8 protein-coding genes are annotated in these 12556 nt (G+C 71.4%); 2 read left to right on the forward strand and 6 right to left on the reverse strand.

The features are described from left to right. The first annotated feature begins 406 nt into the window (after positions 1-406). Together GCG21_RS13375 and GCG21_RS13380 are read left to right on the forward strand one after the other, a co-directional pair. The gene (locus GCG21_RS13375; protein ID WP_152910183.1) at positions 407-631 is read left to right on the forward strand and encodes a type II toxin-antitoxin system Phd/YefM family antitoxin; all 225 of its coding nucleotides are present in this window, start codon (positions 407-409) and stop codon (positions 629-631) included. Continuing rightward, positions 622-1017: a type II toxin-antitoxin system VapC family toxin gene (locus GCG21_RS13380; protein ID WP_152910184.1), complete on the forward strand. Its 396-nt coding sequence runs from the start codon at positions 622-624 to the stop codon at positions 1015-1017. Before GCG21_RS13375 ends, GCG21_RS13380 begins: the two co-directional genes overlap by 10 nt. Positions 1018-1152: 135 nt before the next feature. On the opposite strand, the gene GCG21_RS13385 is transcribed toward GCG21_RS13380, so the two are convergent. The 6 genes from GCG21_RS13385 to GCG21_RS13410 form a co-directional block, all read right to left on the reverse strand. After that, complete coding sequence (locus tag GCG21_RS13385; protein WP_194165095.1) at positions 1153-2427, reverse strand: Fic family protein; 1275 nt, start codon at positions 2425-2427, stop codon at positions 1153-1155. A gap of 163 nt (positions 2428-2590) precedes the next feature. Further along, positions 2591-4969 (reverse strand): UvrD-helicase domain-containing protein, encoded by a 2379-nt coding sequence (locus GCG21_RS13390; protein ID WP_152910186.1) that lies wholly within the window; start codon positions 4967-4969, stop codon positions 2591-2593. A gap of 3 nt (positions 4970-4972) precedes the next feature. After that, on the reverse strand, positions 4973-11422 hold the full coding sequence (locus GCG21_RS13395; RefSeq protein ID WP_370517521.1) for a DEAD/DEAH box helicase: 6450 nt from the start codon (positions 11420-11422) through the stop codon (positions 4973-4975). Positions 11423-11688: 266 nt separating this feature from the next. Continuing rightward, complete coding sequence (locus GCG21_RS16350) at positions 11689-11853, reverse strand: hypothetical protein (protein WP_194165100.1); 165 nt, start codon at positions 11851-11853, stop codon at positions 11689-11691. A gap of 33 nt (positions 11854-11886) precedes the next feature. Continuing rightward, positions 11887-12153: a type II toxin-antitoxin system RelE/ParE family toxin gene (locus GCG21_RS13405; RefSeq protein ID WP_152910187.1), complete on the reverse strand. Its 267-nt coding sequence runs from the start codon at positions 12151-12153 to the stop codon at positions 11887-11889. A 14-nt stretch (positions 12154-12167) separates the two neighbouring features. Then, a complete protein-coding gene (locus GCG21_RS13410; RefSeq protein WP_152910188.1) occupies positions 12168-12431 on the reverse strand; it encodes a type II toxin-antitoxin system prevent-host-death family antitoxin in 264 nt (87 codons plus the stop codon). Positions 12432-12556: the final 125 nt, after the last annotated feature.

Here is a 12556-nt window from a genome sequence, read left to right on the forward strand (position 1 = left end):
GTCCTCCTGACTGTTCTCGTTCATCATCTTCAACGCGTTCGGCATCATCATCGGATCGTTCCTAGTCTCACCCTACGAGTCATACTTGCTATGAGGACCTGGTCTCAACTCAGCCTGACACGTAGGGGTCGAGGAAACGTAGAGCAGGGAGCGCTGCAGCAGGGCCTCGCCCTCATGTCCCGGCCGCGCACCCACGCCAGGCCGAGCAATACCCGTGGGTCGAGCCCGCTTCCCGGAAGGGTTCGTGAAGTTCGCGCCCATGAGCACGCCGACAGCGTAGGTGAGTCTCTGCGCGGTCGTGCGGTGGTCCAAGGTGATGACCGACCATACGGCCCGGCGATACGAGAGCCCCAGACGCACCGAAAACTGGTTGACCAGACCAACTAGACCACCCACAATAGGTCGCATGGAAATTGTCAATGTGCAGGCGGCGAAGACCCACCTTTCCCGACTCATCACACGCGCCCAACGGGGAGAGGAGATCACCGTGGCCAGATCCGGCCATCCCGTCGTGCGGCTCACGCCGATCGATCCGGTCGGGGAACGCACCTTCGACACTCTCCCGATCGACCTGCCCGACTCCTTCTTCTTCGACGAGCTTCCGGAGGAGGAACTCGCGGCATGGGAGTGACGTACCTGCTGGATACGCACACGTTCGTCTGGCTGCTCGGCGCGTCACGGCGGATTCCCTCCGCACTTCGGGCCGAACTGGCAGACCGGAACACCCGCCTCCTCGTGTCCGCGGTCTCCGCCATGGAGGTCGCAACCAAGGTGCGCCTAGGCAAGTTCGACGAGGCCGAGCCGCTGCTCGCCGCATGGTCACGGCGCATGGCTGACATCGAAGCCGAACCACTCGACCTCACCACCGAGCACGCCCTGTATGCGGGCTCCCTACGCTGGGACCATCGGGATCCCTTCGATCGGCTGCTCGCCGGGCAGGCGATCGTCGAGAACATCCCGCTCGTCACCCGGGATTCCGCTTTCGCGACGCTCACGGGGTTGCAGCGGCGCTGGTAGGTCCGGCCGGCCAGTCAAAGCAGGCTGATGGCGGCGTTGCGTATCGCGGCCGCCGCCTGACGCACTGTCCGACGACGAGGTCTGAGGCGGTGAAGCCGACTTCGGGGCCCCACACTGATTCCCCGGCGGGGACTTCTAGCGTCTGCGGGCGGCCGCGCGGGCGAAGTCGTCCATTGCCGCTAGAACCGCGTCAGCCTGCCAGACGACGTTCCGCCGGCGTCCAAGGACCGCCTTGCGCAGTACGCCCGCCTCGACGAGCTTCGTAATCGCGTTGCGGGCACCTCGGTCGGAGACGTCGAGCGCAGTGCATACGTGGGCGGCGTTGACGACCGGCTGACTGAACAGGTGGTCCGCGAGTCGCCAGGCCGCTGAATCAGAGCGCGCGTCGATCGAGGAGACCCACCCCGAGCGGGTTTCGACGATGCGCTGGGCCAGCGCCCTTCCGTAGCGGGCTGCGTCGTGGGCGGCCAGGGACATGGAGGTCACGATGCGGCCCGGGTCGCCGTCACGGTAGTCGGTCAGCGCGCGGAAGTAGCTGCCGGTATCTCCCAGGAGGCCGGCGGAGACGGGGACGGTGGAGCTCGTGATCGGCACCGAGGTGCGCAGCATGGAGTGGACCAGGACCCGACCGGTTCGTCCGTTGCCGTCGCTGAACGGGTGGATCGTCTCGAACTGCGCGTGGGCGATGGCGGCGTGGACCAGGGGCGGCATGTCACGGCGCTCGATGAACCGCTGCAGGTCGCCCATCAGGGCCGGGACGTGGGAGGGATGCGGGGCGACGAATGGGGCACCGTGGGGACTCTGGTCGGAGGCACCGACCCACACCTGCTCACCGCGGAGCACCCCAGCGGCATCTGGCCGCGATGTCACAAGTAGCACTCGATGAATGGACAGGATTGTCGGGAGGTCGAGTGGGCCGAGGTGAGCCAGTGCTTCGCGCATCGCTGCCACGTTCGCTGCCACGAGTGCCGAGTTCTCCTTGGCGTCGGCACCGATCGTGGCGGCCGCGATGTTGCGAGCATTCGCGGTGAGGTTCTCGATCCCGGAGCTTGACGCCGACTCTGATCGCAGCAGGATCGCAGGCATCGGCACCGGAAGGGCTGCCATCGCGGCATCGAACTCCCGTGTCAGGGCCGCAGCGTCCTCGGCCGCCTCCAACGTGCTCCGCTCCAGCGCGCCCATGACGTCCAGGTCGGCGATCTGCGGAGGTAGGGCGGCCCGGTACGGGCGTGACAGTCGCCGGGTCTCGACGGCCCCGAGGCGATGAGCCTGCTCGGCGGTGACGTGCCACGGGTGCTCTTCGTAGGTGAGCGCCGGCCAGGAAGCCGGCCGCTGTGCGCCCACGTGACGCTGCGCCTGCGTGCCCTGCCCACCGGCGGGCGTCCCCTTGGGGCGTCGTGACTGCGGCATCAGGCCCTCCATGTGGCGAGTCTTCAACAAGAACGGTCCATATTGAAGACTAACATTCTAGCCTTCAACGTGGAGTCTGCTTGTTGAAGGCTCCCGCGTATGCGTGTGGTTGCCGCCAAGGAAGGCCGCGTACAGCCGACGTCAGTGGGCGGTGGATCCAGGCTCAGGCCTCCCTCATGTCCTTGTTCTCAGTACTGTGCCGTGCTCTGAGCAGCTCGTGCGGCTCCCCCACCCACGTGATCGCAAGTTCGTCCCGGGCCCGGGTCGAGGCGACGTAGAGCAGGGAGCGCTGCCGCAGGGCCTCGTCGGCCGCGTCGTCCTCCTGCCCGGGCCGCGCACTGAAGGCGTCGTGGGCGTTCATCCCGGTGATGATCACCTTGGAGAACTCCATCCCCTTGGCGCGGTGCAACGTCATGACGGTCACGTCGGCGCCGGTGCCCGGCGCGGGCGGATTCCTGTCGGCCCCGACGAACGTCGCCTTGATAGCGCGATCCGCGAGCTCACGCACCCACGCCTGGCCGCGCCACTTCGAGGCGCACAGCAGCCCGATCGTCGGTGCCCCGCCGGCCGCGCCGCTCGCCGAGGTCCACTCCGCGATCCGGGCGGCGACCCCGTCGTATTCCTCGCTCGCCGAGCCGTAGCCCGCGAGGATCGGGGGCACCCCCGGGCGGGCCGAGCGATACCCGTGGGTCGAGACCGCCTCCCCGGACATGTCCGTGAAGTCCGCCCCCTCGAGCACGCGGACCGCGTATCCCAGGTTCTGGGCCGTCGTGCGGTAGTTCAGGGTGAGCCGGCGCGAGCGCCCACGGATGTTGATCCCGACGTGGGAGAGCACGACCTTGGGCGCGTAGATCCGCTGATGGGCGTCCTCGGCGAGGAACAGGTCGTTCCTGCCCTCGCTCACGAGCGATCGCAGGAAGCGGAGCCGGGCCGGCGTGAGGTCCTGCGCCTCGTCGACGAGCACGTGATCGGCCGGCCGCTCCCACCCCTGTGCCAACCGGTCGTCGAGGTGGGCGGCGGCGATCATCGCCTTCTCGTCCCAGTCGGTCGTGCCCTCGGCGGCCGCCTGTGCGCGGTAGGCGGCGATGACCGACCACACCGCCCGGCGCTGCGAGCGCCCGAGCCGCACTCCCCGCCCGGGCCGGCGCACCCGCAGGTAGTCGTCCTCGGTCGTGATCCGGTTCGGCAGCACCACGAGCGAATACTCCGCTTCGAGTAGCTGGGGCGTCACGACCTCCGGCACCTGCGCCACGCCGTCGATCGCCGACTGCCAGGCGCGATCGCGGGTGATGCCCATGATCGACGACGTCCGCTCACCGAGGATCCGTGCCACCGGGCTCACGCCGCCGGGCCCCGGCTCCCCCACCGCCTGCCCGGCGTCGGCGAGCACGCGGCGCACGAACGCGTCGATCCCGGCCACGGCAACCCCGGCCGCGCCGATGTCCACCTGCGGCACACCGCCATCGAGCAACTCCAGCCCTTCGGCGAGCGACTGCGCCAACGTGCGGTTATACGTCGTGAGCACGATCCGCGCGGCCGGGTCCTTGGCGTGCAGCGCCCGCGCCCGGTGGAGCAGCACGACCGTCTTACCCGTGCCCGCCCCGCCCGAGAGCCGGAAGGCACCGTTGCGGGAGCGGCTGGCGTAGGCCCGCTGCTGCGGGTGCAGGAACACCCGCCACTGGGCGAACGTGCCGCCGTCGAGCACCTCGAAGAACTCGGCCATCCCCTCCTCGGTCGGCTCGACGATCGCGAAGTCGAGCCCGGCGGCGGGGCGGCGCATGGCCTCGAGCAGCTCGTCGTCCTCGCCCCGCGGCGCCGCCGCCACCGCGGGCTCCTCGGTGTTCTCCTCCTCATCGAGACCCTCGTCCTCGTCGCCGGTCTCGATGAGCCCAAGGCCGGCCAGCGCCTCCTCGAGGCCTTCTCCGCAGGCGAGGGCGACGAGCAGTGCCCCCTGCCACGCCGGCCGCAGGTCCGCCGCGAAGTCGAGCAGGGCGTCCTCCGTCACCAGCGCCAGCGCTGCGGCAGCGATGTCCTCACGCACCCCCGCCCCGGTCAGGTCCGCGAGGGTGTGACTGCCGAGCACGGCGTACGCGGGCCGGCTGCCACCGGTGGGAGGGGGCGCGGAAACACGAGCGGGCGGGCCCGGTGGCGAGGCGACCGGTTCCGGCGCGGCAGGTGCCACAGAAGCCGCCGGCGCACGATCCGCCCGCGGCGCGACCATCTCCTCCAGCTCGGGCAGTCCGTTGATCGGGTTGCGGGTGAGCCGCACGCGCTTGGCGTAGGCGATCGCGTCGTCATGCGCGAAGGTGCCGGCGTAGACGTAGGTGGCGTCTTGCCCACCCTGGAGGCGGATGAGCACGGCTCGGTAGAAGCCGTCCACACGGCCCGTCCGGGCCCGCGGATCGAGCGAGCCGATGATCGGCTCGATGTTCAGCCCCGGGGTGGTGTCGTCGCGGGTGAGCTTCTCGAAGAAGCTCTGCACGGCCCGCTTGGCGGAGCCGTCGATCGTCGGCGTGCCCTTCATCATGATGAGCTGCGGCATGACTCAGTCCTCCCTGGGAGCGAGATCGGCGTCGGTGTCGGTGGCGCTCAGCCCGGCCGCGGCGAGGCCCGCCTGGATTGCCCCGACCTCGGCGGCCAGGATTCGCCAGCCGAGTTCCTCGATCTCGGCGCGGGTCTCGTCGTCGTAGTCGTCGTCCACGGTGAGCCGGGCCGTGGGCCAGCTCGGCCCGAGCGGGAGCCCGTCGCCCACTTCGAGGCCTATGGACGGCGCAGGCAGGCTCACGTCGTATCTCACCATCGCCTCGAGCAGGCCGCGCTCGCTGCTCGTCGCCTCCGCGAGCGCCTCCTGCCAGGCGGGGGTGAGGTCGAGGCGTTCGCGATGGCTCACGTCGAGGCGTGGCGCGTGCGCCGGTTCGGCGGCGGTGTCCGTCTCGAGCGCGGAGGCGACGGTGATGAGGGTCGGGTCGGTGCGGAAGGCGAGCAGATTCGACAGGTGCAGCCAGGCCCGCCAGGCGTCGGCGTGGTCGAGGCCCACCCGGCGGTCGTCGAGCACGACCGCGATCCGGGAGCGGGACCCGGCCGCGTCGAGCGCCTGGGCCGCGACGGTCAGGGTGCCCGCGCGCAGGAGGCCCGCCAGGTGATGGTCGGGTGCCGAGTCCCCCGAGTCCCCCGAGTCCCCCGAGTTCGCCGCGGCGAGCAGGACGTCCTCGGGGCGGGAACCGTCGGTGAGGGCGTCGAGCGCGAGGCCGGCAAGCCCGGCGCCTGCGGGGAGCATCTCTCGTTGGCCGGAAGCGATGAACATGAGCGGGAGCCACTGGGCCACCTGGCTGCGGTGCAGTTCGTCGGGATCCTGGATCCAGTCGACGAGGAGGTCGAGGCCGGGCCGGGTGATCCGGCCGAGGGCACGCGGGGAGAGCTGCGCCTCGGCGATGAGAGCCTCGCTGGTTCCCCGGTCGAACCAGCCCACGGCCCGCTCCCCCGGCTCCAGGTCGGCGGCGGCGAGGGAGAGCACGTGGTAGCCGGCCTCGCGCAGGAGGGCGCGCTTGGCGGCGTCGTCGGCGAGCCGGTTGTGGCCGGCCGAGGCGTGGTAGCGCCAGCCGTCGGCGAAGATCGCCGTGGCGGGCACGTGCTGGTCGGCGGAGGTGAGCAGGAAGTCGGGCCGAGATCCGTGCAGGTCCTGCTGCGGGTCGAGCCGCCACCGCCCGCCGCCGGGCATCGTGATCCGCCAGCTCACTCCCCGGTCACCGGGCTCGTCGCCGATCGTGGCGCCGAAGGTCTCGAGCCGCTCACGCAGCATCTTGCGCAGGTGCTGTTCGAGGTAGGACTCGAGGTCGGGGGCGCCCGGCTCCTCGGTCGTCGTGACCCACGGGCAGGCTGCGGGAAGCTCATCCGCGGCCGATGCCGGGTCGAGCAGTTCGCGCAGGAGCCGCTGCGCGGCGGCCCGGGAGGTCAGCTCGACCTGCCCGGGCGCGGCGTACGGCAGGAGGCAGTCCTCGCAGGCGAGCCGGGCGTCGTCCCCACGCGCGCAAGCGCAGTTGCGCAGCGCCTCCCAGGCGCCGGCGAGCAGGTGCCACATGGCCGCGGGCTGGGCGAGTTCGGCGAGGTAGCCGGTGCCGCCGGGCACCCGGTCGTAGAGCAGGAGGGCGGGCGGGTTCTCCGTGGCGCCCGGCATCGGATCGGTGACCACGGCGAGGCCGAGGTGATCGGGGGCGCCGCCGAGGCGCTTCTCGAGGCCGAGCAGGAGGGCGGCGCGGAGCGAGGGCACGGCGAACAGGTCGCCGGTGGTGAGCCCGATGGGCAGGCGCAGGCTCAGGGCCTCGGTGCGCAGGGTGCGGCTGAGGGCGACGGCGCGGGTGGGTTCGTTCTGTTCCTTGCGCTCCGCGCACCAGGGGCGGTGGTCGCGCGGCTCGTTGCGGCCGCTGGCGGAGTCGAGCTTTCCGCAGGTCGGGCAGATGCGAAAGAGCGGCACGGAGGCGGTCACGCCCGCGATCGTGGCGCTCACGCCGCCCTCGCGGGTCGGCCCGAGATTGAGCCAGCGCAGCGTCGTGTCGCGGGCGTAGCGCACGCCGATGCCCTGGCCCTCGACGAACCAGGAGTGAGCGGTGGCCGGGTCGAGGTCGGCGAGGGTCGCGACCGTGAACGAGGTGCGGCGGCGGTCGTCGCTGCGGTCGTCGATGGCCGCCTCCTCGCGGCGCATGATCGAGGAGACGTGGGTGAGTTCGACCGTCTCGATCCGTTGGGCGATATCGGCGATCTCGGGCTTGTCGCAGCGAGGGCAGCGGGCCGGGGCGGGACCGTCCGCCACATCGTGCACGTGGCCGCAGGCGGCGCAGCACGCCCACGTGCGGATGCGGTGCCGGCTGCGGGAGAAGTCGATCGCGTCGACCTCCACGGCGTAGCCGCGGGAGTAGAACGTGGCCCCGGGCGCGAAGTCGCGCAGGGCGCGTTCGCTGCCCCGGCCGAGGCTGAAGGCGTCCTCCTGGAAAGAGTCGGTGTCGGGGTCGATCCAGCTGAGGGAGACGTCGAGGGTGACCGAGTCGTCGATGAGGGTGTAGTTGGGCAGCAGGCCCGCCTCCTCGAGGGCGCTGATCCACTGCGCGCTGCGCAGGTCCCCGCGCAGCCGAGCCGCCTGGCGTTTGGCGGCCATCGCGGTGCGGTGGGCCGTGACGTCCTCGCTCGTGGCCGCCGGGCTCGCGGCGCGTTCGGCCAGTTCGGGCAGGGCGGCGTCGATCTCGGCGATGCGGTGGCCGAAGAGTTCGTATTGGTGGTTCCAGTCCTGCACGGCCCGGTGGCAGCGGGCCGCGAGGCCGCTGTCGGCGGGTGCGGCGAGCGGGGTCGCCCAGTGCCGGAGCCGGTCGGCGACGTCGGGGGCGAGGGTGGGCAGGGTGGCGAGGAAGGCACCGGGGAGGCCCAGATCCTCGGCGGCGCGGATGAGGTCGCCCAGGTAGCTCCCAGGGGCGCTCGTCCTGAGCACATCCTCGGCCCGGTTCACGCGGTGCGCGCCTTGGCGAGCGAGGGCATCGGCGGCGAAGGCGAGGTATTGGCGGCGGAGGATCTCCTCGGCGTCGAGGTAGGTCACGGGCGGGCGGACGGCGCCGTTGATCGTGCGGCCGGGGTGGTTGAACGCGGGCAACTGGGTGCCGCGGGCGGCGATGAACGCGACGGCCAGGGAGTTCCCGGTCAGGCGCCCGGCCCGGCCGACCCGCTGCACGTAGGAGGCGGTCGAGGGCGGCAGGGAGGCGAGCATGACGGTTGACAGGTCGCCGATGTCGATGCCCATCTCGAGCGTCGGGGTGGCCACGAGCACGTTCGGTGCGTCCGGGGCGGGGTGGTCGGATTTGAACTGGTTCTCGTAGGCGAGCCGGTCCTCGACCGGGAGCATGCTCGTGTGTTCCCGGGCGACGATGCGGCGCGGGTCGGGCGTGGCGTACAGGCGCCGGTAGAAGTTGTTCGCCTGGCGCAGCGGTTCGAGCCGGCCGGGGCAGCGGTGCACGAGGCACGGCCCGCCCGCCAGGGCGGCGGTGTAGGCGGGGATGCCGCGGGTGATGGCCCCGCACGTGTCGCAGGCGGTGGCGAGGCGGCCCTCCCCGGCGTGCTCGAGCGTGGCGGCCTGCACGAGCACGGTGGCCGGGTCGAGGTGGTAGGTGGTGGTGCCGGCGGGCGAGGTGTGGGTGCCGATGACCTCGCGCCGGGCGAGTTCGGTGAACAGTGCCCGGGCCAGGTGCGCGCCGGAATCGGTGCCGGTGCCGAGGCATTTGGCGGTCCAGCCGGCGTACCAGCCGCGGCGGGAGGCGATGGGTTCGAGGTCGGCGTTCTTGGCCGGGGCGCCGCCGTGATACGGGAAGGTCGGGGCGGAGGTGCCGAGGCCGAACCAGGGCATGCCGTCCTCACGGGCGCGCCCGCCGGTAAGGAACCAGCGGTTGCCGTCGTGCTCGCGGTACTTGCCGAACCAGGGGTGGGCGATCGCCCCGCCGGTGCGCATGTGGGCGAGCACGGCGCGGGCCCACCGCACGAGGGTGACGTCGTCGGGCGGGAGCAGCTGCTCGGCGCCGGTCTCGGCGAGGGCCGCCCGGGCGGCCGAGATGAGCCGGCCGTCGGGGATGAGCATGCCGACGGCCACGCTCGTGGTGGCCTCGAGGGTGCGGCCGACGTTGGTGCGCAGCCCGAATTCGAGGGCGATGTCGAGGGCGAGGCGCCGCTCGATCCGGGTGCGCACGGCGGCGTTGCGCGCCGTCGGTTCCTGCCAGAAGGGGGCGAAGCGTTCGCGTTCGGCGAGCGCGGGGGGAAGGAGCCGGTAGCGGCGGCGGGCGTCGGTGCCGGCGGCGCTGAGGATCTCCCGGGTGAGGCTGGTCAGGTCGGTCGGCTCGGAGTCGATGTGGTCGCGCATGACCGAGCGGAGCGTGAGGGTGTGGGATCGAGCGGCCACGAACCCGGCCCGGTGGGAGGCGTCCTGCACCGAGTCGGTGAACACGAGCGCCTTCTTCTCCGCCTCGCTCAGGTGGGCGGTGCCGAACACGGCGCCGAGGGCGACGGAGAGCTGGGTGGCGATGGCCGAGCCGAGGAAGCGGATCGCGTCCTTCGCCTCGCACGAGGGGCACACGTCCTTCGTGGAGTTCTCCCCGGCCTCCTCCCCCACCTGGGTGAGCACGGGCACGGCGAGCCCGGCCTCGATCGCGGCGCGCTCGGGCGGGTCGATGCTCAGGCGGCGTTCGGTCGCGTCGAGCCAGCGCAGGTTGGCAAGCGGCCGGCCGCGTTCGGCGGCGGCGACCTCGCCGGGCGCGTGCAGCAGGGCCCGGAAGCGGTCGTTGCGGCCGAGGTGTTCGCGCCGGATCGTCGCGTCGGTGGGGTCGAGGCTCGTACCGGTTCCGGCGAGGAGCACTCCCCATCCGGAGCGGCCGCAGTGGCGGCAGTAGAGGGCGGGGAAGGCGTGGGTGACGGCGTCCTCGGAGCCGGCCGGGACGCCGTCATCACCCCACCGGAACAGGGCGCCCTCGCCGCCGATCGTGCGGTCGATGCGGGAGAGCTCCCGGACCCACAGGTGCACGTCGACCGAGGGGGCGCCGCGCCCGCACGTGGCCCGCAGGTGGCTGAGCACGGAGAACACCGCGCCGAGGAACGCGACCGGTGAATTGCGCCGGCCGGGCCGGTAGCGCTGGTCCGGCAGGAGCTGCGAGGCCAGGGCGCGGATGTCGACGGCCGATGCGGTTGCGGCGAGCAGCTTGTGGGTGAAGTCGTGCGCCTTGACGAGGGTGAGCAGATCCGCGGGGGTGGCGGCGGCGAGGTCGGGGCGCCGGCCGCCGGCGTCCTCGTAGAGGTGCCCGAGGAGGATGCGGGCACCGGCGCCGGGGTCGGCTGCGATGCTCAGCGGCGCGGGGCCCGCGTTCGGGTCCGGATCGGCGAAGGCGGCGTGCAGGTCGGTCATGACGTCGGCGATGAGCGTGCGGTCGACCGGCACCTGCGTGTAGCCGCGGCGGTCGGTCTCGGCGACCGCGCCGCGCGCCCACTCGGCGGCGCTCAGGCGGGTCTCGGTGATCACGGCACCCGGTTCGAGTTGTTCGCCGGTGACCGTGTGGGCGAAGGCGAGGATCGCGGCGGGGTCGCCCTCGTCGCCGAGGGTGGCCGAGGTGGCCACCGGGGTGATGCGCCCGAGTGGGCGGGCCCAGTCCGCCTCGGTCAGGGGCTCATCCGATGGCTCCGACTGCTGCCAGTGGGCCTTGAGGGTGGCGCCGAGGCGGCGCAGCAGCATGGCCACGTCGGTGCCCTGGGCGCCGTCGTAGGAGTGGAATTCGTCGATCACGAGGTAGGTGAGCGAGGTGGCCGACTCGCGCCACAGCGGCGCGTCGTCCCCGCGGAGCAGGAGTTGGTCGAGCATCTTGTAGTTGGTCAGCAGGAGGTCCGGAGGGCTCTCCCGGATCACGCGCCGGTCGGTGATGAGCCCGGCCTCCGAGACGCGCGTGCGCTTGGTCTCGCTCGCCTCACCCGTGTACAGGGCCGCCGTGACACCGGCATAGGCCGGGTTCGTGGTGAGGTCGCGGGCGAGCCGGGCGGCCTGGTCGTTGGCCAGGGCGTTCATCGGGTAGAGGATGAGCGCCTTGATCCCGCGGATGCCGCGCGCCTTGGCGCGCACGGCGTGATCGAGGATCGGCACCATGAACGCCTCGGTCTTGCCCGAACCGGTACCGGTGGTCACGATCGTCGGCCGCGGGCCCCCCTGGCGCCGGGTGGAGAGCCGCTCGAAGGCGCGGGCCTGATGACCGTACGGGGTGATCGCGGGAAGCACGTCGAGGCTCTGCTGCCAGCCGTCCGGTGCCGGCGCAAAGGGCAGGCGCAGCCGCACGTGGGGGCCGCGGAAGATCCCGGCCGCCGGGTCGGAGAGGAACTCCGCGAACGCGGCCTGGGTCTCGACCTCGGCCAGGTTGAACGTGGTGGCCAGGTATTCGAGCAGGCTCGCGCCCAGGCGCTCGGCCTGTTCGACGGGCAGGAGTTCGGTCACGACATCGTCCAGATCGTCCGGATGCTTCGGTGGGCGAGGCGGCGAGCGCCCCCGCCCACTCTCCCAGGTCCAGCGCGGCTCCGGCGCACCGTTCCAGCGGGTCGGCACTCTTGCCTGCCGCTACCGGCGCCCCCGCTACCCGGCGCCGTGAGGCATAGACCCGCTCGGGCCGACACGCGGCACTCCGGCCCACTCGTAAACGTCCTGGAAGATCACGCTGCGGATCGCCTTCATGTGGGCATAGTCGAACCGGCCAACGATGGGTGCTAACGCAGCTCCACCAAGCGGAACGCGGCAGTCGCCTCCTCCATCGTGCGCAGCATCGGGTCGGTGACCTCGTGGCCCGCCAAAGCGAGAGCGGCGTCAGCGAACGCCAAACGGTCCTCGACCTCAACCTGAGTGGGCTGTGCGATGGCGCTCGCATGAGCCACGATCTATCCCTCCCGTGCGATCCTTCGCTTTCATCAGAACCTCACCCGAAACGATCGTTGGCGGTCATGCGCCTCGCGGCGGTGGGCAGCGCGCACGACGGTGACAGTCAGGGCCCTATCGACGACGTCATAGATGACGCGGTAGTCCCCGATACGGATGCGCCAGGCGCGCTGTTCACCGATGCGCTTCTTCGCCCCGTGCGGCCGCGGATCCTCAGCCAGGTCCTCCACAGCATCCCGGGCGCGGTCACGGATCGGCCGACGCAGCTTCTTCACCTGGCGGGCGGCAGCGGTGGCCAGCTCGCCGCTCTAGCTCACTTCACCAGCTCGCGTCGCAGCTCGTCGAGACCGACACTCGCGCCATCGTCGGCGTCGATCGCCTCACGGTAGGCGGCAACATCCTGGGCCATCTCGAACTCTTCAAGAGCTTCGAGGTCAACCACGCCAACCACGACTGCGGCAAGCTCGCCGTTGCGGGTCACTCCGATACGCTCCCCGGCGTACATCGCACGACAAAGAACATCCAACAATCGGCTGCGCAGCTCTCGGGTCGTGACCTCACCTGTAAGACTATCCATGCGTCCACACTATTCTCCAATGCACGCGCGTACACAGCTCTCGTGTCCCAGGGCGACCACCCCGCCACTGGCAGGCGAAGCGCCCATTGGGTTAGCTACGCACTCGACTGAATGAAAACTAGTCA

This window comes from Pseudactinotalea sp. HY160, assembly GCF_009372055.1.
GTDB lineage: Bacteria > Actinomycetota > Actinomycetes > Actinomycetales > Beutenbergiaceae > HY158.

Coding starts and splice junctions, on each gene's coding strand:
- GCG21_RS13375 (WP_152910183.1), top strand. CDS start 407: ATGGAAATTGTCAATGTGCAGGCGGCGAAGACCCACCTTTCCCGACTC.
- GCG21_RS13380 (WP_152910184.1), top strand. CDS start 622: ATGGGAGTGACGTACCTGCTGGATACGCACACGTTCGTCTGGCTGCTC.
- GCG21_RS13385 (WP_194165095.1), bottom strand. CDS start 2,427: ATGCCGCAGTCACGACGCCCCAAGGGGACGCCCGCCGGTGGGCAGGGC.
- GCG21_RS13390 (WP_152910186.1), bottom strand. CDS start 4,969: ATGCCGCAGCTCATCATGATGAAGGGCACGCCGACGATCGACGGCTCC.
- GCG21_RS13410 (WP_152910188.1), bottom strand. CDS start 12,431: ATGGATAGTCTTACAGGTGAGGTCACGACCCGAGAGCTGCGCAGCCGA.